Origin of the sequence: Rheinheimera sp. NSM (assembly GCF_052380015.1) — a bacterium.
Classification (GTDB): Bacteria; Pseudomonadota; Gammaproteobacteria; order Enterobacterales; family Alteromonadaceae; genus Alishewanella.
In genome coordinates this window covers 422,669-446,699 of sequence record NZ_JBQTCI010000003.1, presented here as the reverse complement: position 1 = coordinate 446,699, position 24,031 = coordinate 422,669, and the positions used below count along the sequence as shown (strand labels likewise).

Here is a 24,031-nt window from a genome sequence, read left to right as displayed (position 1 = left end):
CTTCAGTCTCGCAATAAATAATCAATGCTGTTTTTTAACAAGGGCTTACCCAGCGTGGTCAAAATAGACTCGGGGTGAAACTGAAACCCCAGCATACGTTTATCCTCGTTAATGACCGCCATTGGAATATGCCGGTCATTGGCCAGTAAAGTTAAGGCGTTGGGCATTTCGGTGGCCATTAATGAGTGATAGCGTGCCACCAAAAACGGGTTAGGTAAGCCGGCAAATAACGGATGCTGTTGCAAAGTTATCGCTGCAGTCTTGCCATGTACGGTTTCACCGGCGCGACCGACCACACCGCCAAAGTGCTCCACTATGGCCTGGTGGCCTAAGCATATGCCCAGTACCGGAAATTGTGTTTCACACAGCTTTAGCAGCGCTGGCATAGAGCCGGCCTGGCCAGGGCTGCCCGGGCCAGGCGACAGTACCAGTAATACCGGTTCGGTTTCGCTTTGCATTTGCTGGTAAATATAGTCAGCCGGTACTGTGTTGCGATACAGCTTTACTGCATAGCCCAGCTGGGCAAATTCATCGACCAGGTTGTAGGTAAAGGAGTCGATATTGTCGAGTAAATAAATAACGGCCATCAGTTACTCCTCCCGGCGCTGCTATGCGCTGACATTATGGAGCTGGTATGCGCTGAAACTATGGCGTTGATTACCGCCTGAGCTTTGCTGCGGGTTTCATCGGCTTCGGCTTGGGCGACAGAGTCGAACACCACGCCGGCGCCGGCCTGAATATAAGCCATGTTATCGGTGACATAAGCCGAGCGGATCACAATGCAGCTGTCAAAATCACCGTTACCTGCCAGATAACCGACGGCGCCGCCATAGCTGCCACGGCGTTTGCCCTCGACGCCACGAATAAGCTCTGCTGCCTTTACTTTGGGCGCGCCAACCAAAGTGCCCATATTCATACAGGCCTGGTAGGCATGCAGCGCGTCAAGTTCAGGCTTTAAGGTGCCGACCACGCGGGAGACCAGGTGCATGACATAAGAGTAGCGGTCTACTTTCAGCAGCTCTTTTACATAACGGCTGCCGGGCACACTGATACGCGCCACGTCGTTACGGGCTAAATCGACCAGCATTAAATGCTCGGCTTTTTCTTTTTCATCCTGGCGCAGCTCCAGCTCAATGCGGCTATCCAGGTCACGATCTATGCTGCCATCGCTTTTAAAACCACGCCGCCGCGTACCGGCGATAGGATAAATTTCCACCTGGCGGCTGTTGGCATCAAACTTCAGCGCCGACTCGGGCGAAGCGCCAAATAAGGTAAAGGCAGAGTCTGTTAAGTAAAACATATAAGGGCTGGGGTTTTGCTGCTTTAACCGGGCATAGGCGGCCAGCGGATCCGGGCAGGGCAGGCGAAAACAGCGTGATGGCACCACCTGAAAAATATCACCGGCGACAATATGCTGTTTCAGTTTTTCCACTTGCGCCACAAAATCAGCATCGCTGATATCGACTTGCACCTCTGCATTTACTGCTGTTTCTGTTGCTGGCGTGGCAGCAGCGGGAGTTTGCAGCAACTGCTTGAGTTGCTCCAGCCGTTTACCAATAACAAAACAGTTGGCTGGCGCTTGCTCACCACAAAACACGTTGCCGACCAGCCGGCTGTGGCCGCTTTGATGATCCAGCACTAACAGCGTTTCTGCCAGATAAAACACATAATCCGGGCACTGGTTTTCCGCCGTTGGCACGTCAGGCAACTGCTCAACGGTGGCCACCATGTCGTAGCCGATTACGCCGCCTAAAAATACCGCGAATGGCTCATCGCTTTGACATTTAAGCTCACGTTGTAAGGTGCGCAGTACACTAAAGGGGTTGGCACAGAGCAGCCGCTCGCTTTCTTCGAGCAATAAAGCCGGGCGCTGATAGGTAATGCGCAGTTGGTCTTTACTTTGCTCAACAGCCGCATTGCCACTGAGTTTATCCGCCAGGTAGGGTAATAACACAGCGCCATTGTTGCTAACGGCTTTAACCACTACCGTTTGGTCGTTGCATTCTATCCGCAGCGCCGCATCAATCAACAGCAGGCTTTTTAAGTTATCTTTGCTGTCTATCTCGGCGGATTCTAACAACAACGAATAGGGACTTTGTGCCGTAAGCTGCCGGTAGCACGACAGCGCATCGCTGTGATACGGCAGCTGCATGGCGATACTGGCGACTTCGCCCGGCGTATCGGTGATATGGCTAAAAATCATGTTTTACTTTTTCCTTATGATTCATAAATTTAGTCAAACAATTTTTTATTAAGCCGGTTCGCACGGTGTTGCAGGCACATAAAAAAAGCCCGCTTCTTGTGGAAACGGGCTTCGGTAATTAAAGCTAATACAACGCCTACACACGCCCGTTGGGAATGTGCCACCACCAGTTAGTCAGGTTAAGGGTTGTGATAAATTGCATTAGCTTTAGTAACCTCGTTTGTTATGCCAGACATAAAACCGCAAAACAGTAGCAGGCGTCAAGTGCTTATTTGTTATAACACAGAAATAAAAGCGTATAAGCGGCCGGATGGCCAACGTGCTTGCTTTGCGATATGCCGGTGCTGTGCGACAATAACGGCCTTATTTTGAGGTGCCGATGAAAATTGATTTACACAGCCATACCCTGTGCTCTGACGGTGTACTATCGCCTGCCGATTTGGTGGCGCGTGCGGTGGAGAAGGGCGTGGATGCGCTGGCCATAACCGATCATGACACGGTGGCCGGTTTAGCTGCGGCACAACATGCCATTACTGAGCAGCAATTACCGCTGCAACTGATTAACGGCGTGGAAATTTCTACTGCCTGGCAGCAACTGGAAATTCATATTGTTGGCTTAAATATCAACCCGCAGTGCCCACAGTTTTTACAGCGTTTAGCCACGCAGCAGCAAGCAAGGTTAGTACGCGCAGAAGAAATGGCGCGGCGTTTAGAGAAAAGCCAGATCCCGGATGTATTGCCGGCGGTGCTTAAGCTGGCTAACGGCGCGGCCTTAACCCGTACCCATTTTGCCCGTCACCTGGTGAGTATTGGCAAAGCCGGTACGATGGATGGCGTGTTTAAAAAGTACTTAGGCCGCGGCAAAATTGGTTATGTACCGAATAACTGGGTTGAGATGGCGCAGGCTATTGAATGGATCCACGATGCCGGCGGTGTGGCTGTGCTGGCGCACCCGCTGAAATACAAGCTAACGACAAAGTGGGTAAAACGGCTGGCTGAGCAGTTTGCTGCTGCCGGTGGTGATGCCATAGAAGTCATCTCACCGCAGCAAACGCCGGTACAAAAACGTGAACTGTGGGCACTATGCCAACTACACGGCTTAACGGCGTCAGTCGGTTCTGATTTTCATCAGGTAACAACTTGGAATGATATCGGAAAAAACCTATATTTAACCGACGATGTAATACCGGTGTGGGCCAACTGGCCGCTAAGCGGATTACAGCCGCAAGGTGTTTAAGCCGCTAACAACACTACAGAAAATACTATTTAAAGAAGAATAACGATGAGCCAATTTTTTCATATCCACCCGGAAACACCGCAGCAGCGTTTGCTTAAACAAGCGGTGCAAATTATTCAGCAGGGCGGTGTGGTTATTTACCCAACCGACAGCGGCTATGCGTTGGGTTGCCATGTCGGCGATAAAAACGCCATGGAGCGTATTTTGCAAATTCGCCAGGTCAGTGGTGATCACCATTTTACGCTGCTGTGCCGTGATTTATCCGAGCTGTCGGTATACGCCAAAGTAGAAAACAGTGCCTTTCGGCTGATCAAAAACAATACCCCGGGCGCTTATACCTTTATTTTGCGCGGTACCAAAGAAGTGCCCAAGCGTTTGCTGAACGAGAAAAAGAAAACCATAGGCCTGCGCATTCCGGAAAATAAAGTGGCGTTAGCGCTGCTGGCAGAGTTGGGTGAACCGCTACTCAGTACCAGTTTAATTTTACCAGGAGAGGAGTTTGCCGAAAGCGACCCGGAAGAAATGCGTGCCAGGTTGGAGAAACAGGTCGATTTAATTATGCATGGCGGCATTATTGGCGAAGCGCCAACCACCGTGATTGATTTATCGGACGATGAACCAGTGTTGTTGCGTGAAGGCCGTGGCGACCCCACGCCGTTTCGTTAAACGCTAACGCTAAGAGCTGACATTGAGCGACATGTTGCCCGATAACCTGCCAGATAGCCTGACCATACAGCAACCGCTGCCGCTGGCCTTTGTGCGTGGCGAAGCGGTGCTGGATCGCCCGGAAGATTTGTATATTCCGCCGGATGCATTGGAAATTCTGCTTGATGCTTTTGAAGGTCCGCTGGATTTTCTGCTGTATTTAATCCGCAAACATAAGTTCGACATTGTCGACTTACCGGTAAACGAAATTACGCTGCAATATATGGAATATATTGACCTGATGCAGGGGCTGAATTTTGAGCTGGCGGCAGAGTATCTGGTGATGGCGGCGATGCTGGCTGAGATTAAATCACGCCTATTGTTGCCGCGGCACAGCGAAGTGGAAGACGAAGAGGCTGATCCGCGGGCTGAGCTGATCCGCCGCCTGCAGGAATACGAGGTATTTAAACAGGCCGCCACTGAGCTCGACAGCCTGCCGCGCGATGAGCGCGATCACTTTAATGCCAATGCCGTGCCGGCGGATAACTTTGCACCGCTGTTGATTTTACCCGATGTTGAACTGGCCGAACTTAGCCTGGCACTGAAAGACATTGTAAAGCGGGCAAAAGACTTTCAGCACCATCATATTAAGCGCGAGCATTTATCGACCCGTGAACGTATGAGCCGTATTCTGGATTTACTTAGCCAACACAATGGCTATCTGGCGTTTTCCGGCTGTTTTGATGTAACAGAAGGCCGCGAAGGGGTAGTGGTAACCTTTTTAGCTATGCTGGAGCTAACCAAAGAAAAGCTGGTAGAGATTATTCAGGTGGAAGCCTATGGCCAAATTCATGTCAAACTCAAAGCTGGTGAGGCATAATGGCGGATAAAATTAATGATGTGCAGCTGATGCAACTGGTGGAAGCGGCGATTTTTGCCGCCGACAAGCCACTGAGCAGCGACGATTTACAAAGCACAGTGTTGGATGGCTTTAATGTCAGCAAAAAACGCCTGACCGACACCCTTGCACGGCTGATGCAGGATTACGCCGGCCGCGGTGTTACCTTAACTGAGACTGCATCTGGCTATCGCTTTATTACCAAACCTGAGCTGAGTGACTATTTAGCCAGACTGTGGCCGGAGCGCTCGCCGCGTTATTCGCGCGCTGTACTGGAGACGCTGGCGCTGATCGCTTATCGCCAACCCATTACCCGCGGTGAAATAGAAGATATTCGCGGCGTGTCGGTAAGCAGCCAGATTATGCGCACCTTACTCGATCGCAACTGGGTTAAGGTGGTTGGTCATAAAGAAGTGCCAGGCCGGCCGGGTTTATACGCCACTACAAAAGAGTTTTTAGATTACTTTGGTTTGAAACATTTAAACCAATTACCCCCTTTGCCGGAATTTCAGGCCATTAGCCTGGATCTGGCTGACACCGTCGTGACGACAGGAGAATTGCACTAATGAGTGAAAAAGTCGCAAGTGAAAAGCTACAAAAAGTATTGGCCCGCGCCGGCGTAGGTTCACGCCGCGAAATGGAAGAGTGGATAAGCGGTGGCAGGGTTACCGTAGATGGTAAACCGGCCACGTTAGGCGATCGTATCAGCCCCACTCAACAAGTACGGGTAGACGGCCACCCGGTGCAAATTGCCAGCGAAGCCGAGCAAATTTGCCGTGTACTGGCGTACCACAAACCGGAAGGTGAAATTTGCTCGCGCACCGATCCGGAAGGACGCCCCACAGTGTTCTCGCGCTTGCCAAACATTAAAGGCGCACGCTGGATAGCCATTGGCCGCCTTGATATTAATACCTCAGGTTTATTGTTGTTTACCACCGACGGTGAACTGGCCAACCGCCTGATGCACCCCAAATTTGAAGTAGAGCGTGAATACGCGGTACGGGTATTTGGCGATGTTAACGATGCGATGATCCAGCGTTTGCGCACCGGCGTTGAACTGGAAGACGGCAAAGCTAACTTCAAAAAAATTAAAGCCCTGCCGGGCGAAGGCATTAACCGCTGGTTCCATGTGGTATTAACCGAAGGCCGCAACCGTGAAGTGCGCCGGATGTGGGAATCACAGGGCGCGGTAGTCAGCCGGCTTATTCGCGTGCGTTATGGCGATTTACTGCTGCCCAAACACCTACCGGCCGGTGGCTATGCCGAATACCCGCTGGAGGATGTTAACTACCTGCGTAAGTTAGTCAGTTTAGCGCCGGAGGTAGCCACCTTAGTAAAACCGGAAGACAGAGACGAGCGTCGTCGCCGTATGGCCAGCATGAAGCGCGCGGTGCGTAAGCATGATATCGCTGCCAAAACGCCGGAGCGTACACCGAAAGAGCGCAAGCCAACAGAAACCCGGCCGGCAAAACCGGATGGCAACAAACCGGCAGGGCGCAGAGGCCCGGCCAAGCCTAAAGGCAAACCACAACGGCAGCCTAACGGTAAAAAGCCCAGCCGTGAAGGCAGAGGTTAAGTGAGATACAACAAAGGCGCGTAAAGCGCCTTTGTTGTGTCTAAAGAGTATTACAGCCGCAGCTAAGCGTTTGTGTAAATTGTTCTGGGTACTGTGAACATAGTAGCCACAGCTATTAATCCACCGGCAAAGGCAATCAACGGGCCCGTGATAATGCCGCCAAGCTGAAAATATCCCATCACCGAGCCGGTTAGCAGTAGTATTAAACCAAGGTTTTTTACCACTGCCGCCTTGCGGTTCTCATGGCTCCATTGCTGACAATTAGCACATTGCAGCATAAAAATACCGTTAAGTTTTTTAGTTGCTGCAGCCAGCTTTAAATTTACTTTATGTTTGCAGGCTGGGCATTCAAGTATTTTCATCAGTAAACTTCCCTTACCAACCTGAAGCCAACTGATGGGTATTTAGCGTCAATAGATAAAGCATCCCGGGCGGATAACCTTGTGTTGTGTGCCCGGTCTGAATAACTGCCACCTTTGACAACCCGGTTTTCACAATTGCCTGTTTTTACCGGTGTTGTATCATTTGAACGAATTTTTTCCTCATCGCAATCCAGCACCCACTCCGCCACATTAGATGACACGTCATACAGGCCATAAGGGTTTGCGCTATAGCGCCCGGATATCCATGGCTGCGCTGCTTCGGTGCCGGCTGTACAGCCACCTATATCGCGATCACAGTGTTCTTTACTTTGAATGTACTCTTCGCCCCACCAATACACCGTTTTTGTTCCTGCTCTGGCGGCATATTCCCACTCGGTTTCCGACGGTAAGCGGTAGTACTGGTTAGTTTGCTCCGTTAACCATTTAGCGTAGGCCGTTGCGTCCATCCAACTGACATTAATTACCGGCATATCGCCACGACCCCAGCCTCTGTCATCCGGTAAGGCGCGATTAGTGGCGTTAGCAAATTTGTCGTATTGGGCAAAAGTAACTTCAGCGCGGTTTATAGCAAAAGCCGTGTTGTTTTTTATGCTGCGCTGCGGGCCAAGATAACCGATTGAAGTAGTATATTCTTCACCAGCAACACCTTTCCCCGCTGGAATAATACTTAGCTGTGGACCACTGGTACCGTCGCTGAGTTTATCGGTAAAAAACTCAGCAGTATAAGAGGTGCTTTCGCTACATGAAGCGATCGATAAAGGCAGTATTAACACTGCGAATGCTTTTGCAGGCAATGACATATTCTTCCTATTCATTAACGCTGTAACCGGGAATAAAACTATGTAACGATAACCCGGTTTAAGGTTCCCACGGATATGCTTGTTATTTTCAGAGAATGTTTGTAATAGAAAACGCTTATTAAAACAAGGTTGAATAGTGCCTGATATCGATACAATCACCTTGCTGATTATCGCCGTAGCGGTAGTACTAACCGGTATTTCCAAATCCGGTTTTGCCGGTGCTATTGGTGGTATTACCGTGCCTTTGATGTCGCAGGTTTTAAGCCCGGCGCAGGCAGCAGCGTTATTACTACCGATTTTAATCATTGCTGATGTACTAAGCCTGCGCCAGTGGTGGGGGCAGCATAGTATGCACCATTTAAAGCTGTTACTGCCGGCGGCGCTGCTGGGTATAGTGCTGGGTTACATCAGCTTTGGCTGGTTAGATGAGGCGGGTTTACGCTTACTACTGGGGATAATTACGCTGCTATTTGCGCTGAATATGCTGCTAAAGCTGGTGAATCAATCGCGTTTAACCTCGCCCTGGGCTGGCCGGGTACTCGGCGCGCTAAGTGGCTTTACCAGCTTTGTCGCCCATGCCGGCGGGCCGCCGCTGAATATGTATTTATTACCGCAACACTTAGCGAAATCGCAATATCTGGCCACTGCTGTGGTGTTTTTTGCAGTGGTTAATCTGCTTAAATTGCCACCGTACTTATTGCTTGGGCAGCTTAATACCACACTGTTTGGTTATGCCTTACTCAGCCTGCCATTGGTGTGGCTTGGGGTAAAGCTTGGCATAGTGTTACAACATAAATTCAGCGAAAAAGCGTTTTATCACCTGATTAGTATCAGCATGTTGCTATTGGGTTTGCGGCTGATTTATCAGGCTCTGAGCAGTTAACGCACTTTGCTTTTACGTATCATTTTATACAGTAATTCCGGCGATAGCCTGGACACCAGCGCGGCTAAGCGCTCTTTTAAGCCGCCTATCACAATATAGTTTTTATCTTTTAGCAGCGCCTTTACTGCTTGTTCGGCAAAGGTTTCTGCGCTCATCGCATTGGCCTGGGCGTCGTCCATCTGGCCAAGGGCACTGCCATCGCCGGTTAAGGCGTTAAGTGATACATCGGTTTTAACAAAACCCGGGAAGATAGTGGCCACACTTAAGCCTTGCTCAAACAGTTCAGCACGCAGGCTATTAGCCCATAAATGCAGGGCCGCTTTGGCAGCGGAATAACTGCCGCGATATTGGGTGCCGACCAGGCCTGCGACAGATGAGACGAACACCACCTTGCCACCGCCGTCGGTCAATAGCAGCGGCAGCGCCTGACGGGTCAAATTCACCTGAGCAAAATAATCCACTTCAAACAGCTTGCGGTCGGTATCACTTGTGGTGTCGGTGATCAGCGCACGCTGGCTGATGCCGGCGTTATTAATTAGCCAGTCCAGACCGCCAATCTGTTGTTTTACGGTGTCAATGGCAGAGGTAACGGCAGCACCGTCGGTAATATCTAACGGCAACAGTAAGTGTTGTGCACTATTGGCTAAACTGGCGCGCACCCGCTCCAGCTCGCTGTGGCGTCTGGCGCTTAGCACCAGCCTGGCGCCATCGGCTGCCAGCTCGCGGGCCAGTGCTTCGCCAATGCCACCGGAAGCGCCGGTTATCCAAATTACTTTGTTGCGTATTGCCGTGTTGGTGACAGCCATTTGAATTTGTTGTCCTGTGCTTACAGTTTGCACGACATTAAGCCAGCTTTAAGCCTGTTGTAAAGCCCTGTCAGGCTGCACTTTATATTTGCGCTTGTAATAACCGCTTAGCAGCATCATTGCGCTTATACCAATAACCGGTGCCGCCAGCCAACTAACCAGTTGCCATTCACCGGGTAACCACTGCGACAGCATGCGCCGGCCGCCGGCTGCAAAAAACGCGGTGTAAACCGCAATGCCGCTGCCTACCATGGAGCTGAAGTGTTCAATAATCCAGGCGCGTGGTTGTATTTCCGCTTTGTACACATAAAAGCTGATAGTGCTGGCAGTGATAAGGCTGACGACAGCAAAAATGATCAGCAGTGGCATGCCCACTGTTATACCCTGATATGCCACATACAATGCGGTCGGAAACAGCAATAACACCGGCCCTTGATAAAACCAACGCCGCAGTATACGCCTGTCGCTTTTGGTCCGCAGCACACCAATGGCATGACGCACGGTAACCCAGGTCAGTAAACTTAACAGCAGTAAAAACTGCGACACCGGCACTCGCCATACCAACATGCGTGCAATTTGCTCGCTGGTCATTTGTTTTCCCGCGGTGTATATCCCTACAGGATCAGCTAAACCGATAACACTAAGCACTATGCCTGAGCCGGCAACGGTTAACATAAGATAGTAAAATACTTTGCCGGCTTTAATATGTAAGGCGCTACCTTTGCGGGTAACAATAGGTACCCAGTATAAAACAAGAGCAACAGCGCCCAGCGCAATATGCAGATACAACAGCGTGGTATGAAACGTTGACATGATAACCCCCTTGATTGATAACAGCAGCTTACGCCAGGGGTTGTATTGACACAGGTGTCGAAAGTCAGGACTTTTCACTATGACTTCCGGCCTATTGCAGTTATTTTTTTGTTACGCATAATGCGTTGATGAAACGAAAATTTGATTTTGCCACCCTGGCCGGTGTGTTGACCTGGCTGCTGGTGTATGGCATCAGCTATCACCTGTTGCAAAAAACGGCGCCAGGCCAAAGCCAGCTGTTAGTGCATGTGCTGTTTATTGCATACGGTGGCCTGTTTTGGCTGTTAACCCGCGAGCAGGGTTATTTTGCGCTGCGTGGTCGTTATGGTGCGGCACTGTTGCTGTTGCAATTAGGTGTGGCGTTTGGCCTGCTGTGGCTGCTGCCGGGACGCAATTTTGAGTTTTTATCCATCCTGACCATTATCTGGGCGGCTATGTTGCCTTTTGTGATGCGCACCGGCCTTGCCATGCTGCTGGCGGTAGCGGTAGTGGCAACCTGGTATAGTGTGGTAGCCTGGCAGAGCGGCAGCAGTACCTGGATCAGCGCCTTGTTGTATGGCAGTTTTCATTTGTTTGCTGTGTTGGTGCAAAGTGCCAGCCGCGATGCTGAAGCGGCCAAAGAAGAGCTGGAACAAAAGCATCAGCAATTGCTGGCGACTCAACAATTACTGCAGGCGGCTTCTCGCCAGAGTGAGCGCACCCGTATTGCCCGCAACTTGCACGATCTGGTAGGGCATCATTTAACTGCGCTGACAATACAACTGCAGGTAGCCGGCCATTTAACGGACGGTGAAGCCAAAGTGCAGGTGGATAAATGTCATCAGTTGGCGAAACTGTTGTTGGCCGATGTCCGGGAAGCGGTAAGCACTATGCGCCGGTATGCGGATGTCCCGCTACTTGATGCGATAAGCTCGTTAACACGATTACTGCCAGAGCAACTTAAGGTAAAACTGCAGATCCCTGCCGATATTATGCTTAATGACCTACAGCAAGCGCAGCATCTGTTGTGTATTGTGCAGGAGGCGATTAGCAACAGCTTAAAGCACAGTGGTGCCACTGTAGTGAATATTACGGCCTGTGTAGCACAGCAACAACTGCAGGTAATAATTTATGACAATGGCAATTTGTCACAACACTGGCAGCCGGGTAATGGTATAGCCGGCATGCAGGAGCGATTGATTGAGTGCGGCGGCAGTTTGCAGTTGGGTAAAGTACAGCAGGCAATGCAACTTAGAATAACTTTGCCCTACATGGAGGGTGACAATGCATAAGGTGTTGCTGGTAGATGATCAGAAATTGATCCGCGATGGCATTAAAAGTTTGCTTGGTCTGTCGGGCAAAGTAGAGGTAGTAGGCGAATGTGCTGACGGTACCGGCGTGATAGCGGCATGTGGTGAGTTTGTGCCAGATGTGATACTGCTGGATTTATCCATGCCGCTGATGAATGGTGTACAAACGTTGGCGGCGTTAAAACAGGCGGGGATTAGTATACCGGTGCTGATTCTGACCACCTTTGATGAACATGAATTGGTATTACAGAGTATTATCTTGGGTGCACGCGGCTTTTTATTAAAAGATGTGTCGCTGGATACTTTAGTGCAGGCGATCGCTACCTTAACAGAGGGGGGCAGCTGGTTTGCGCCGAATATTACCGAACGCCTGCTTGGCAGTGTACGCAGCAACAGCACCAACTTCACTATGCCGGTACAGCTTGAGCCGCTAAGTGATAAAGAGCTGGAAATTCTGCAGCTGATGGCGGCAGGGTATAGCAATAAGGAAATTGCCGCGGCCTTGTATAAATCTGAAGGGACGGTAAAAAACCAGTGCTCAGCAATATTGTCTAAGCTGGGGGTGCGCGATCGCACCCGAGCGGTATTGCTGGCACTGGAGCTGGGGTTGATCAGCTAGCTTTTATAGCCATTAGGGTTAGCTGACTGCCAGCGCCAGCTGTCGCGCACCATATCATCCAGCGTTTTTTCTGCCTGCCAGCCTAGTAGTTTTTGGGCTTTACCCGGCTCCGCATAGCAAGTGGCAATATCGCCCGGCCGGCGTGGTGCTATCTGGTATGGCACAGCAATGTTATTGACGTGGCTAAAAGCATTAACCATATCCAATACGCTGTAACCTGTGCCAGTGCCGAGGTTTATCGCCTCGATACCGCTATGCTGTTGCAGATATTGCAGCGCTTTAACATGGCCGCGGGCTAAATCGACCACATGAATATAGTCACGTACGCCGGTGCCGTCATGAGTGGGATAGTCAGCACCAAATACGCTGAGTTTTTCGCGCTTACCCACTGCCACCTGGGAAATAAATGGCATCAGATTATTGGGGATGCCGTTGGGATCTTCGCCAATCCGGCCGCTGTCATGCGCACCTACCGGGTTAAAGTAGCGCAGCAGGCTAATACCCCAATCGGGTTCAGCCTGCACTAAATCCTCAAGAATATGTTCTATCATCAGCTTGCTCTGGCCATAAGGGTTAGTGGCAGAGCGGGGCGCAGTTTCCGGGATTGGCACTTGTTTGGCATCGCCGTACACGGTAGCGGAAGAGCTGAACACCAGCTTTTTAACACCAGATTCCCGCATGATACGGCACAGCGTAACGGTGCCGGCAACATTATTGTCGTAATAATGCAGCGGTATTTGTGTCGATTCGCCCACGGCTTTAAGTCCGGCAAAATGCACCACGGCACTGATGTTGTAGTCGCTAAACAGTTGGCGCAGTGCCGCTTCATCGCGGATATCGCCTTTTATGCTAACGACTGGCTTGCCGCTAAGCTGCTCAACGCGCTTTAGCGCGGCATCTGAGCTGTTGCTGAAGTTATCAAAGCTCAGCACCTTAAAGCCGGCGTTTAACAGCTCCAGCGCAGTGTGGCTGCCGATATAACCGGCACCACCGGTAAGTAAAATGTAACTCATGCCACTGTCCTTGCTACTGTTGCCTTATGGCAGTACTTTTTTAAACGGCTTTACCGTTGAGCGCTCATACACGCCGGCAGCCAGATATGGGTCGGCATCAGCCCAGCTTTGCGCCTCGGTTAACGAGGCAAATTCTGCTACGACCAAAGAGCCGCTAAAGCCGGCGGCCCCCGGGTCTGCGCTATCTATTGCCGGCGTTGGCCCGGCCAGTAACAGGCGGCCCTGGTTTTTCAGTTGCTCTAAGCGGGCGATATGTGCCGGCCGCGTAGCCAGGCGTTTTTCTAAACTGTCAGCGACATCTTCGGAGTAAATCATATAAAACATAGTGGGCTGTCCTTCTGCAGAGCCTGTTTTCACCGGCGCACGATAGCAGATCCCCGGCCTTGTTCCAACGACATTGAACGCATCGGAGCAGTACAGGCTAGGATTTGCTGCAACAGCCTGTTAGCATGCAGAGCGCTATAACAATAACCGGGCACAGCACCGGCATTCTAATAAGAGAAATTCAGGGAGTCCGCGTAGCAATGAAACGTGAACAATTCAGTTCCAGCCTCGGCTTTGTACTGGCAGCAGCCGGTTCAGCTGTAGGTATCGGTAATCTGGTCGCCTTTCCGGTAATGGCCAGTAAAAACGGCGGCGCCGCCTTTTTAATTATGTATGCCTTTTTTGTCTTTTTTATCTGTTTGCCGGTGATGCTGGCCGAGATGAGTCTGGGCCGCCATACGCGGCAAAACCCGTTGGGTGCTTATACCGAAATAGGCCGCAACCGTGCCTGGCGCACCGTGGGCTGGATGTCGGTCATTACGCCTTTTATGATAGGCGTGTTTTATCTGGTAATCACGGTATGGATTTTTGGTTACCTGGGTAAATCGGTGATGGGGCAGCTGAACGAGCTGGCCGGGCCGGACAGCTTTGGCAACTTTATTAACAGCAACGAGCTGTTTGTCTATATGGCCGTGGTAATTGGTTTAACCTTTTTTATCCTGCAAGGCGGGGTAAAGCAGGGTATTGAAAAAGCCGCGCGGGTATTAATGCCGATGCTGTTTATTATGCTGATTGCCTTGGTTATTTACGTAATGACTTTGGATAATGCCATGCTGGGGGTGAAGTTTTTCCTTATTCCCGAGTTTGATAAACTTACCGGCAAGGTATTAAACGGCGCCCTGGCGCAGGCGTTTTTCTCGCTGTCGCTGGCAATGGGTATTTTAATTACCTATGGCTCGTACATTCAGAAAAACAACAATATTGTGCACGCCGGTAAAATGGTGGCAGGCTTGTCGGTACTGGTAGCTTGTTGCTCCGGCTTATTGATACTGCCGGCGGTATTCTCGTTTAATCCGGATATACAGCTGAGCACCTTGTCTGAGTCCAGCATCAGTATGATTTTTACTTTCCTGCCGAAAATCTTCTTAGCTATGCAGGCTGATATTGGTTATTTCGGTGCCAGTTTTATTGCCGGTTTCTTTTTCCTGCTGGTGTTCTTTGCGGCGTTAACGTCCCTGGTGTCCATTATCGAAGTGCCGGTATGCAGTTTAATGGACCAAAAAGGTGTAAGCCGGCGCACCGCGCTGTTTTCTTTGGGCGCAGCCATGATTACATTGGCCGTGATTAGTGCGTTGTCTTTTGGTCGGGTAGAGTTTTTCAGCAACCTGCTAAGCTACGGTGGTGTGAGTAAATCTTTCTTCGACCTGGTATACGACATCTTCTACGAAACCATATTGCCGCTTAACGGCCTGCTGTTGTGCTTGTTCGTAATCTACCGCTGGAAGAAGCATAATCTGGACGCTGAAATCAGCCAGGGTAACAGCACCTTTGCCGGTTCATTACTGCAAAAATACGTTAACTTCTCGTTGGGCACCTTTATCCCGCTGATCCTGGCCGTGATATTCGTGAATACCGTATCGACGATTTTCTTCGGTAAAAACCTGCTGTTTTGATGTAAGCGCGAAAATAAAAAAGGCAGCGAATTCGCTGCCTTTTTTATTGTTGAAAACCGGCTTACTTTGCCAGCTTTTGCTGCATGGCAGCAACCACAGATGGAATATCCAACATCTCTTTTTCGCCGCTGCGACGGTTTTTATATTCCACTTGCTGGTTATCCAGATTACGCTCGCCAACGACGATACTATGCGGAATACCCATTAGCTCCATATCGGCAAACATTACGCCCGGCCGCTCTTTACGATCGTCAAACAGCACTTCAAAACCCGCTGCAGTCAGCTCGTTATATAAACGTACTGTGGCTTCTTCAATCCGTACCGATTTATGCATATTCATTGGTATTAACGCAATTTGAAACGGGGCTATGGCATCGGGCCAGATAATGCCGTTTTCATCGTGGTTTTGCTCAATAGCAGCGGCAATAATGCGCGACACGCCGACACCATAACAGCCCATGGTCATGATCTGGTGTTTGCCTTCTTCGTTTAGCACGCCGGCCTTTAACGCCTGTGAATAGCGATCGCCCAGTTGGAAGATATGGCCCACTTCAATACCGCGTTTAATTACCAGCTTACCTTTGCCACAGGGGCTGGCATCGCCTTCAACGATATTACGTAAATCGGCTACGCTGTAGTCTTTAATATCACGATCCCAGTTTACGCCGGTTAAGTGATAGCTATCTTTATTGGCACCACAGATAAAGTCACTTAAATGCGCTGCGCTGCGATCAACAATAACCGGCAGCGGCATGCCAACCGGCCCGAGTGAGCCCGGGCCTGCGCCAATGGCTGCGCGAATTTCTTCTTCAGAAGCAAACACCAGCGGGCTTTGTACCTGCGGCAGTTTTTCGGCTTTAATTTCGTTCAGCTCGTGGTCGCCCCGCAGCACCAGTGCCACCAGGGTTTGCGGCGCTTTATCATCGGCTTTGGCTGCATAGACAATCAGAGTTTTGCTTACCAGTGCCATATCTTGTTGCAACAGTGCCGCGACATCGGCCACGGTTTTGGCATTGGGTGTGGCAACTTCTGCCAGAGTTTGTGTCGCAGCGCCGCGCTCACCTGCAGGGGCCAGGGCTTCGGCCATTTCAATATTAGCGGCGTAATCGCTTTCATCTGAAAACGCGATAGCATCTTCGCCGGAAGCAGCCAGCACATGGAATTCATGCGACATACTGCCGCCGATAGCGCCGGTGTCGGCCAGTACCGGGCGAAAATCCAGCCCTAAGCGGGTGAAGATATTGCAATAGGCCTGATACATGGCATCGTAAGTTTGCTGCAGGCTGTCCTGGCATAAATGAAACGAGTAAGCGTCTTTCATTAGGAATTCACGCGCACGCATTACACCAAAACGTGGCCGGCGCTCGTCACGGAATTTGGTCTGAATTTGATACAGGTTCAGTGGCAGTTGTTTGTAACTGGTAATTTCGCGCCTTACCAGGTCGGTGATCACTTCTTCGTGGGTTGGGCCCAGCACAAAGTCACGCGTGTGGCGGTCTTTAAAGCGCAGCAGCTCGGCGTCCATCTTGTCCCAGCGGCCGGATTCCTGCCACAGCTCTGCCGGTTGCACCATTGGCATTAGTACCTCAATGGCACCGGCTTTGTTCATCTCTTCGCGTACAATGTGCTCAACTTTGCGCAATACCCGCACGCCGGTGGGTAGGTAAGTGTACATGCCGGAGGCGACGCGACGGATCATGCCGGCGCGCAGCATTAATTTATGGCTGATCACTTCAGCATCGGCCGGTGTTTCTTTGATAGTGGATAGTAAGTACTGACTGCTGCGCATCGTATTCCTGTCTTGATACTGAAAAAAATTGCCGCCATTCTAGCAAGGCGGCAGGGGCAATTCTATTGGAGTTTTATCGGGTGTTTAATCAGTTTAGGGCTGACTTGTTGGCCGGCCTGCATGCCACCAACAGAGTAGATGTCGCCATCTATCTCTACCAGAGAACGTAAGTCCATCACCGGCGTGGTGTCAGCTGCTTTAAGCCAGCGTTTATCCTGCAGCGAAAACAACCAGACTTTGCTGTCCGGTTCGGAAGCCTCACCGTTATAGCCAATACCATTGTAGTTGTATGGGTTGGTACTGCCGCCGATAAACACCAGCATATCTTTGCCGTCCAGTTTGCTATTGATGGCGGCCATACGGTAGCGTGCGGTGCCGGTAGGGTGAGGTATCAACCGCCAGTCAATCTGGTTGGCGTTGCTGCCCACCGTGCCAAGATAACAGGCCGGTTCGCTTTTATACTCCCGCTTTTTATCAGCGTAATACTGCAGCGCCACACCATCACACAGCAGCATGGTATTGTCTGCCATTGCGCCGGCTAAACCAAATACCGGCTTGCCGGGAAATGGCGTGGCCTGTGACCAGCGCTGGGTAAAGTTGTCAAATACCTGTACCAGATTGACATTGCCATGATCACTCCAGCCGCTGACCAGATAGATATAGCGGTTCTGGTAGGTTAACGCCACAGCGTCATCTACCGGCACCGGCATATCATTTAGTTTTGTATAGCGTTTAGTTACCGGATCAATACGATAACTATCTACCGCAGTTTGTTCAGAGCCATCCGCATTAACGCTAAAACCACCAAAAACAAAAAAGTTATTGTTCAGCGCTACCGCAGCGGCGGCAATCCTGCCATTCACTTTTTGCGTGCTGGGCACTGCCGGCAGGCTTTGCCAGTTAAATTCGCCAACGGTGTGCATCCACACTTTATTGTGAATATCGCTGTGTTGTTTGCCAGGCGCTATACCCATAAAACTGGCAATATAGGTTTTGCCGCGCACTGTGGTGCTGGCCACAGCGTTATTGCTTACCGGCTCGGGTAAATCCGGTAACGTAGTGGCGGATACGGCAACACAGGTTGCTGCAGCTGCCAAACTACTCAGGTAGCTGATGGATTTCAGTAACATGGTTATGTTCTCCGTTCACGGTCCATTTAATATTGTAGTTATACAGCGTCATGCCGTAACTTTGTTCACCTTGGCGTTGTTTTTTGTAAGACGGCCGTGGGTCTTGTTTTAAAACCTTTTCTATAAATACCTGTAAATCAGGGTATTGGTTTTGCTGCTGGCAAAATGTGCTGGCCGCGTCGTTAAAGCTGACCGTCATCGCGGTTTGCGGTGCTGCATCGGCAAAGCCACCGGCTGCATGTGGCAGTGCATCGGAGTATGGCAAATAAGGTTTAATATCTACTACCGGAGTGCCGTCAAGTAAATCAATACCGCTCAGTTTCAACATCAATTTGCCGTTGTTACGCTCAACAGCCTCCAGTTTTACCACAGACAACCCTATAGGGTTAGGCCGGAAGGTGGCGCGGGTGGCAAACACGCCTTTGCGGGCATTACCACCTAAACGCGGCGGCCGCACCATCGGCGACCAGCCTTTATCCGCAGTTTCATGAAACACAAACAACAACCATAAATGGCTGAAGCTATCGATGCCGCGCAAAATAGCGTCGTCGCTGTAGTCATCTTCCAGTACCAGATAGCCGTTGGCTTCCGGGATTAACCCCGGCTGGCGCGGAATAGCAAACTTTTGCTTATAGGGCGACTGAATATAACCCACCACGTTAAACTGATACGACGCCATAGGCTCCTTGTGCCACAACAAAGTACGATGAGCGGTATTATGCGGTTTTTTGTCGAAACAACAAGTTAAGTCGAAGACGTCTGAATGTCTTTGACGCTGCAGCCTAAGATGCGGTACAACAGAGACTGGCGCTAAACCTAACCGATGTGATGTATGGAACGTAAAATTTTATTAACCGAATGCCCTGACTCTAAAGGCTTGATCGCACAGATCACCAATATTTGCTATAAGCACCAGTTAAATATCAGCCGTAATACCGAATATGTCGACCCGGTGAGCGGCCGTTTTTATATGCGTACTGAACTGGAGGGGGTGTTTAATGACGCCACCCTGTTATTTGATTTGGACCGTGCCTTACCGCCCGGCTCAGAGCGCAGTTTAGTCAGCCAGCGTGCCAAGCGTGTAGTGGTACTGGTAACCAAAGAAGCGCATTGCCTGGGGGATATTTTAATCAAGGTGTTTGACGGCTCGCTGGCGCTGGACATTGCTGCTGTAGTGGGTAACTACCCTGATCTGGCTCAATTGGCGGCGCGCTTTGATTTACCCTACCACTATGTCAGCCACCAGGGCTTAAGTCGCGTTGAACACGAAGCCGCACTGCTGGAGGTAATTAAACCCTATCAACCGGAATATCTGGTACTGGCCAAGTTTATGCGTATTTTAACGCCGGCGTTTGTGGCGCAGTTTCCGGAAAAAATTATCAATATCCACCACAGTTTCCTGCCGGCCTTTATCGGTGCTAACCCTTATCAACAAGCGTTTGAGCGCGGCGTAAAGATTATTGGTGCTACGGCGCACTTTGTGAATGATGATTTAGACGAGGGGCCGATTATTCAACAAATGGTGGCGCCGGTAGATCATAACTTCAGTGCTGACGATATGGCACGAGCCGGTCGTGATGTAGAAAAGTCGGCACTGAGCAAAGCCCTGCAGTTGGTAGTAGAAGACCGCGTATTTGTGCATGGCAATAAAACGGTGATCCTGTAACGACCGGTTTTACATTGCCGCAGTTTTCTCTGATACTTTGGCTGAACATTACAGAAGGATACCTATATGAGCCGGATAGTATTAAGTATATTACTGCTTTGCAGCACCTGGTTGGCAGCGGCAGAGCAGGGTAGCCTGCATCCGAAACTGGAGCCGTTAAGACCTTATCTGAACCAGCCATGGCAGGGGGATTTGACGCAGCCGGGTAAGGCAGAGAAAGTGATTGACCGTTCGTTGTGGAGCCGGGCGTTAAATGGTCAGGCCATTAAAACCGTGCACTCGGTTAACGATGGCCAGTATGGTGGCGAGTCGTTTATTTTCTGGGACGAGAGTAAACAGAGTTTGGCGTATTATTATTTCACCACTGCAGGTTTTTACACCCACGGCACTATGGAGTTTAATGAGCAGATTGGTGAAATTATTGCGCAGGAAAACGTCGCCAATAATCAAAACGGTATTACGCAGGTAAAATCGTTCAGCCGCATTATGCCGGATGGCAGCTTACAGACAAAATCCAGTTACTTGCAGAATGGCAACTGGGTTGAGGGCCACAGCGCCACTTACAAACCGGTGGCGCAGCAGCAGATCATTTTTAAATAACTATTTTTCGCTCAGGCTGGCGTCAGTCAGATCCAGCGTATAGATATCGTCGATTTTATCGGCGCAGGAATGGCTGACGCGTAAGTCCTTTACGCGGCCGTTGCGCAAACTGTACACCCAGCCATGAATAGTTAATGGCTGGCCGCGTTCCCAGGCTTCCTGCACAAAGCTGGTATGGCACAGGTTACGTACCTGCTCCATAACGTTTAACTCAATCAGCCGGTTTAAGCGCTCACTTTCATCGGCAACTTGTTCCAGCTCGTCGCGATGCATGGAATACACGTCTTTGACATTACGCAGCCAGTTATCAACAAAGCCAACGCGCTGCTTGGTCATGGCGGCTTTTACGCCACCACAGCCGTAATGACCTACCACCAGAATATGTTTAACTTTGAGAATATCAATAGCGTACTGCAGTACCGATAAGCAATTCATATCGGAATGCAGCACCAGGTTCGCCACATTGCGGTGTACGAAGAGTTCACCCGGTAACAAGCCGACAATTTCATTCGCCGGCACACGGCTGTCGGAGCAGCCAATCCACAAATACTCCGGTGCTTGTTGCTCTGACAGCTGTTTGAAAAAACCGGGTTGCTCTTTTTCAATCCGGTCCGCCCAATTTTTATTATTGATAAACAGTTGTTTAAAATCCGGCATAGCCCACCCTGATCAGAAAAATTGCGCCAAGATAGCCGATTTTAACCACTTTTAGAGCACCGACCAGCTAAAATCAGCTCAATTAAACAAATTTGCTGCACGCATTTTAAGTTAACACAAACAGCTGACGGTTGGCTGACAATCTGACTATACTGTGGCAAGCATTGTTTCAAAACGGAATTTCACCTTGAAAGGAGTCAAAATGATCCCCGTTATCCTGTCGGGCGGTTCAGGTACCAGGCTGTGGCCTTTATCCCGCGCGAAAAAACCCAAACAGTTTTTGCCGCTGCTAAATGAAAAGAGCATGTTGCAAAATACGTTGCTGCGGCTAAAAGGCCTGGCAGATTTACAGCCGCCGCTGATTATTTGCAATGAAGATCATCGCTTTATGGTAGCTGAGCAACTACGCGAACTGGCCACTGCGCAAGCTACCATTATGTTAGAGCCGGTAGGGCGCAATACGGCGCCGGCAATTGCTGTAGCAGCATTGCAGGCCATGGCCAGCGGTGAAGACCCCCTGCTGCTGATCCTCGCTGCCGACCATGTTATTAAAGATATTCCGGCTTTTCATCGTGCTATTGAGTTAGCCATTCCTGCTGCAGAGCAAGGTAAGTTGGTTACCTTTGGCATAGTACCTACCAGTGCCCATACCGGTTATGGCTATATTCGCCGGGCCGACAATACAGATAACACGCTGCCGCCGCAGGTCGCGGCAGTAGCGCAGTTTTATGAAAAGCCGGATCTTGCAACCGCCAAACAGTTTGTTGATTCGGGTGATTATTTCTGGAACAGCGGCATGTTTTTATTTAAAGCCAGCCGTTTTCTGGCTGAGCTGCAGCAGTTTGCCCCGGCTATCGTCAGCGCGGCAGAACTGGCGTTGGCAAAGGCCGCTGGTGATTTGGATTTTGTCCGGCTGGATAAGGCTGCATTTTCTGCCAGCCCATCGGACTCTATTGATTATGCCGTGATGGAAAAGTCCGCTAACGCGGCCATGGTGGCGTTGGATGCCGGCTGGAGTGACGTCGGCAGTTGGGATGCGTTGTGGGAGGTAATGGCCAAAGACGAGCGGGGTAATGCTTGTCGTGGCGATGTGCTGCTGGAGCAATGTAACAACAGCTACGTTAATGCTGAAGAGCGGCTGGTAGCCGTGATTGGCCTGGACGATGTGGTGGTGGTGGAAACCAAAGATGCCGTGTTAGTGGCTGATAAAGCGCATATTCAGGGTGTAAAGAATATTGTGGCTAAACTGCAAAGCTATGGCCGTACCGAAGTCGATTTACACCGTGAAGTTTTCCGGCCCTGGGGCAAATACGATGCTATCGATAGCGGTAACCGTTACCAGGTAAAACATATTACCGTTAAACCCGGCGCCAAGCTGTCGGTACAAATGCATCATCATCGTGCCGAACACTGGGTAGTGGTGAGTGGCTCGGCTTTGGTCAGAAATGGTGATAAAGAGTTTATGGTAACCGAGAATGAGTCTACCTATATTCCGGTCGGTGTGATCCATTCTCTGGAAAATCCCGGCAAAATTCCGTTAGAGCTGATTGAAGTGCAATCCGGCAGTTATCTGGGGGAAGACGATATAGTGCGTTTTGAGGATAAATATGGCCGTAACTGAGGATCCGCTGCGCTGTTTTAAAGCCTATGATATTCGCGGCAAGCTGGGCGAAGAGCTGAATGAACATATTGCCTGGTGTATCGGCCGCGCTTATGCGCAGGTGGTAAAGCCCAAAACCGTCGCCTTAGGCGCTGATGTGCGCGCCACGTCAGAGTCGTTAAAGTTGGCGCTGGCGCTGGGGTTGACGACTGAAGGCGTGGCAGTGATTGACCTTGGCATGACCGGCACGGAAGAAATGTATTTTGCCGCTCAGCATTTGGCTGTGGATGGTGCTATTGAAGTTACCGCCAGCCACAACCCGATTGACTATAACGGCATGAAACTGGTGCGACACAATGCGCGGCCCATCAGTGGTGATACCGGCCTTGGTGCTATTAAGGTCGTTACCGCACAGTTGCTGGCGCAGCCTTTTCCTCAGCAGGCTTATCAGCAGTTTTGTCAACGCGCAGTAGCGCTGGTACAGCAAGACAGCCTGAAATGTAATGGTGTGTCTTACAGCAAACAGTGCATCTTGCCGGCGTATATTGCCCATATGCTGAGCTATATCGATGTTAACAAACTCAAACCAATGACATTGGTAGTCAACGCCGGCAACGGTGCCGCCGGCCATGTAATTGATGCCATTGAAGCAGCCTTTGAGCTGCAACAGGTTCCGCTGCGTTTTATTAAACTGCACCATCAGCCGGATGCAAGCTTTCCTAATGGCATTCCTAATCCGCTGTTAAGCCAAAACCGTGCAGCAACGGCAGAAGCTGTTATCAAACATCAGGCTGATTTTGGTATTGCCTGGGATGGTGATTTTGACCGCTGCTTTCTGTTTGATCAGCGGGGCAACTTTATTGAAGGCTATTATATTGTCGGCCTGCTGGCGGCGGCGTTTTTACAAAAATTCCCCGGTGAGAAAGTTATCCATGATCCAAGGCTGTACTGGAATACCCGTGCGATCGCGCAGCGGCACGGCGGCGTAGCGATAATGAGTAAAACCGGCCATGCTTTTATAAAAGAGCGCATGCGGCTGGAAGATGCGGTTTATGGCGGCGAAATGAGTGCGCATCACTATTTTCGTGACTTTGCCTATTGCGACAGTGGCATGATACCCTGGCTGTTAGTTGCTGAGTTAGTGTCGGTAACAACAAAACCTCTGTCGCTATTAGTGCAGAATATGATTACGGCCTACCCTTCGTCCGGTGAGCTGAACTTCCATATTGCCAAGCCGCAGCAGGCGATTGAGCTGGTCAGATCACGCTATCTCCCGGGCGCAGTATCGGTCGACTATACCGATGGTTTAAGTATCGAAATGGTGGACTGGCGCTTCAATATCCGCAGTTCAAATACAGAGAATGTGCTAAGATTGAACGTGGAATCAAAAGGTGATGTACTGATAATGGAACAAAAAACCGCCGAAATAATATCAATCTTAACCGAAGCTGAATGAATGATATTATTTTAGTGTAATCAATCTTTAT

The 24,031-nt window shown here is 50.3% G+C and carries 24 protein-coding genes; 13 read left to right on the top strand and 11 right to left on the bottom strand.

Translation table 11 applies throughout. The features are described from left to right. Positions 1 to 2: 2 nt before the first annotated feature. Together ACTZWV_RS11410 and ACTZWV_RS11405 are read right to left on the bottom strand one after the other, a co-directional pair. Positions 3 to 587 carry an aminodeoxychorismate/anthranilate synthase component II gene (locus tag ACTZWV_RS11410; protein ID WP_444786667.1) on the bottom strand — a complete coding sequence of 195 codons (585 nt, stop codon included), beginning with the start codon at positions 585 to 587 and terminating at the stop codon, positions 3 to 5. Beyond that, positions 587 to 2,203, bottom strand: coding sequence for an anthranilate synthase component 1 (locus ACTZWV_RS11405; protein WP_444786666.1), 1,617 nt, complete (start codon positions 2,201 to 2,203; stop codon positions 587 to 589). Before ACTZWV_RS11405 ends, ACTZWV_RS11410 begins: the two co-directional genes overlap by 1 nt. Positions 2,204 to 2,582: 379 nt before the next feature. On the opposite strand from ACTZWV_RS11405, the gene rnm reads away from it, so the two are divergent. Genes rnm through rluB form a run of 5 tightly spaced genes read left to right on the top strand, consistent with a single transcriptional unit; the run spans position 2,583 to position 6,559 of the window. Beyond that, the gene (gene rnm / locus ACTZWV_RS11400) at positions 2,583 to 3,440 is read left to right on the top strand and encodes an RNase RNM (RefSeq protein ID WP_444786665.1); all 858 of its coding nucleotides are present in this window, start codon (positions 2,583 to 2,585) and stop codon (positions 3,438 to 3,440) included. Between the two features lie 45 nt (positions 3,441 to 3,485). Further along, complete coding sequence (locus ACTZWV_RS11395) at positions 3,486 to 4,106, top strand: L-threonylcarbamoyladenylate synthase (protein ID WP_305552986.1); 621 nt, start codon at positions 3,486 to 3,488, stop codon at positions 4,104 to 4,106. A gap of 31 nt (positions 4,107 to 4,137) precedes the next feature. Then, positions 4,138 to 4,965 (top strand): segregation and condensation protein A, encoded by an 828-nt coding sequence (locus ACTZWV_RS11390; protein ID WP_444786825.1) that lies wholly within the window; start codon positions 4,138 to 4,140, stop codon positions 4,963 to 4,965. Then, positions 4,965 to 5,549, top strand: a complete 585-nt coding sequence (gene scpB / locus ACTZWV_RS11385) for an SMC-Scp complex subunit ScpB (protein ID WP_444786664.1) — start codon at positions 4,965 to 4,967, stop codon at positions 5,547 to 5,549. The genes ACTZWV_RS11390 and scpB overlap by 1 nt, the downstream gene beginning before the upstream one ends. Continuing rightward, positions 5,549 to 6,559, top strand: coding sequence for a 23S rRNA pseudouridine(2605) synthase RluB (gene rluB / locus ACTZWV_RS11380; RefSeq protein WP_444786663.1), 1,011 nt, complete (start codon positions 5,549 to 5,551; stop codon positions 6,557 to 6,559). The genes scpB and rluB overlap by 1 nt, the downstream gene beginning before the upstream one ends. A 361-nt stretch (positions 6,560 to 6,920) precedes the next feature. On the opposite strand, the gene ACTZWV_RS11375 is transcribed toward rluB, so the two are convergent. Continuing rightward, positions 6,921 to 7,742 carry a formylglycine-generating enzyme family protein gene (locus ACTZWV_RS11375; protein WP_444786662.1) on the bottom strand — a complete coding sequence of 274 codons (822 nt, stop codon included), beginning with the start codon at positions 7,740 to 7,742 and terminating at the stop codon, positions 6,921 to 6,923. 136 nt (positions 7,743 to 7,878) lie between these two features. Here ACTZWV_RS11375 and ACTZWV_RS11370 point away from each other — a divergent pair, with 136 nt between their 5' ends. Continuing rightward, positions 7,879 to 8,625 (top strand): sulfite exporter TauE/SafE family protein, encoded by a 747-nt coding sequence (locus ACTZWV_RS11370; protein WP_444786661.1) that lies wholly within the window; start codon positions 7,879 to 7,881, stop codon positions 8,623 to 8,625. Here the strand turns inward: ACTZWV_RS11370 and ACTZWV_RS11365 are convergent. Both ACTZWV_RS11365 and ACTZWV_RS11360 read right to left on the bottom strand, forming a co-directional pair. Continuing rightward, positions 8,622 to 9,431 carry an SDR family oxidoreductase gene (locus tag ACTZWV_RS11365; RefSeq protein WP_444786660.1) on the bottom strand — a complete coding sequence of 270 codons (810 nt, stop codon included), beginning with the start codon at positions 9,429 to 9,431 and terminating at the stop codon, positions 8,622 to 8,624. The two genes, ACTZWV_RS11370 and ACTZWV_RS11365, sit on opposite strands and share 4 nt — an antisense overlap. Positions 9,432 to 9,479: 48 nt before the next feature. Then, complete coding sequence (locus tag ACTZWV_RS11360; RefSeq protein ID WP_444786659.1) at positions 9,480 to 10,244, bottom strand: hypothetical protein; 765 nt, start codon at positions 10,242 to 10,244, stop codon at positions 9,480 to 9,482. A 128-nt stretch (positions 10,245 to 10,372) separates the two neighbouring features. Between ACTZWV_RS11360 and ACTZWV_RS11355 the strand changes: the two genes are divergently transcribed. Both ACTZWV_RS11355 and ACTZWV_RS11350 read left to right on the top strand, forming a co-directional pair. Next, entirely contained in the window at positions 10,373 to 11,515 is a 1,143-nt protein-coding gene (locus ACTZWV_RS11355) for a sensor histidine kinase (RefSeq protein ID WP_444786658.1), read from the top strand. Further along, a complete protein-coding gene (locus tag ACTZWV_RS11350; RefSeq protein ID WP_444786657.1) occupies positions 11,508 to 12,152 on the top strand; it encodes a response regulator in 645 nt (214 codons plus the stop codon). Before ACTZWV_RS11355 ends, ACTZWV_RS11350 begins: the two co-directional genes overlap by 8 nt. On the opposite strand, the gene galE is transcribed toward ACTZWV_RS11350, so the two are convergent. Together galE and ACTZWV_RS11340 are read right to left on the bottom strand one after the other, a co-directional pair. Next, complete coding sequence (gene galE, locus ACTZWV_RS11345; protein WP_444786656.1) at positions 12,149 to 13,165, bottom strand: UDP-glucose 4-epimerase GalE; 1,017 nt, start codon at positions 13,163 to 13,165, stop codon at positions 12,149 to 12,151. The two genes, ACTZWV_RS11350 and galE, sit on opposite strands and share 4 nt — an antisense overlap. A gap of 24 nt (positions 13,166 to 13,189) precedes the next feature. Further along, complete coding sequence (locus tag ACTZWV_RS11340; RefSeq protein ID WP_444786655.1) at positions 13,190 to 13,489, bottom strand: YciI family protein; 300 nt, start codon at positions 13,487 to 13,489, stop codon at positions 13,190 to 13,192. A 200-nt stretch (positions 13,490 to 13,689) separates the two neighbouring features. Between ACTZWV_RS11340 and ACTZWV_RS11335 the strand changes: the two genes are divergently transcribed. Continuing rightward, positions 13,690 to 15,102, top strand: coding sequence for a sodium-dependent transporter (locus ACTZWV_RS11335; protein ID WP_444786654.1), 1,413 nt, complete (start codon positions 13,690 to 13,692; stop codon positions 15,100 to 15,102). Positions 15,103 to 15,163: 61 nt separating this feature from the next. Here ACTZWV_RS11335 and ACTZWV_RS11330 read toward each other — a convergent pair whose 3' ends face one another. The 3 genes from ACTZWV_RS11330 to tsaA form a co-directional block, all read right to left on the bottom strand. Beyond that, positions 15,164 to 16,891: a proline--tRNA ligase gene (locus tag ACTZWV_RS11330; RefSeq protein WP_444786653.1), complete on the bottom strand. Its 1,728-nt coding sequence runs from the start codon at positions 16,889 to 16,891 to the stop codon at positions 15,164 to 15,166. Positions 16,892 to 16,953: 62 nt separating this feature from the next. Next, positions 16,954 to 18,021 carry a Kelch repeat-containing protein gene (locus tag ACTZWV_RS11325; RefSeq protein WP_444786652.1) on the bottom strand — a complete coding sequence of 356 codons (1,068 nt, stop codon included), beginning with the start codon at positions 18,019 to 18,021 and terminating at the stop codon, positions 16,954 to 16,956. Continuing rightward, positions 17,990 to 18,700: a tRNA (N6-threonylcarbamoyladenosine(37)-N6)-methyltransferase TrmO gene (gene tsaA / locus ACTZWV_RS11320; protein WP_444786651.1), complete on the bottom strand. Its 711-nt coding sequence runs from the start codon at positions 18,698 to 18,700 to the stop codon at positions 17,990 to 17,992. Before tsaA ends, ACTZWV_RS11325 begins: the two co-directional genes overlap by 32 nt. A gap of 153 nt (positions 18,701 to 18,853) precedes the next feature. Here tsaA and purU point away from each other — a divergent pair, with 153 nt between their 5' ends. Both purU and ACTZWV_RS11310 read left to right on the top strand, forming a co-directional pair. After that, on the top strand, positions 18,854 to 19,687 hold the full coding sequence (purU, locus tag ACTZWV_RS11315) for a formyltetrahydrofolate deformylase (protein ID WP_444786650.1): 834 nt from the start codon (positions 18,854 to 18,856) through the stop codon (positions 19,685 to 19,687). Between the two features lie 66 nt (positions 19,688 to 19,753). Then, positions 19,754 to 20,287, top strand: a complete 534-nt coding sequence (locus tag ACTZWV_RS11310) for a hypothetical protein (RefSeq protein ID WP_444786649.1) — start codon at positions 19,754 to 19,756, stop codon at positions 20,285 to 20,287. Here ACTZWV_RS11310 and can read toward each other — a convergent pair whose 3' ends face one another. Beyond that, positions 20,288 to 20,944: a carbonate dehydratase gene (gene can / locus ACTZWV_RS11305; RefSeq protein ID WP_444786648.1), complete on the bottom strand. Its 657-nt coding sequence runs from the start codon at positions 20,942 to 20,944 to the stop codon at positions 20,288 to 20,290. A 202-nt stretch (positions 20,945 to 21,146) separates the two neighbouring features. Between can and ACTZWV_RS11300 the strand changes: the two genes are divergently transcribed. Next, positions 21,147 to 22,565 (top strand): mannose-1-phosphate guanylyltransferase/mannose-6-phosphate isomerase, encoded by a 1,419-nt coding sequence (locus ACTZWV_RS11300; RefSeq protein WP_444786647.1) that lies wholly within the window; start codon positions 21,147 to 21,149, stop codon positions 22,563 to 22,565. Further along, a complete protein-coding gene (locus tag ACTZWV_RS11295) occupies positions 22,552 to 24,000 on the top strand; it encodes a phosphomannomutase CpsG (RefSeq protein WP_444786646.1) in 1,449 nt (482 codons plus the stop codon). Before ACTZWV_RS11300 ends, ACTZWV_RS11295 begins: the two co-directional genes overlap by 14 nt. The last annotated feature ends 31 nt before the right edge of the window (positions 24,001 to 24,031 follow it).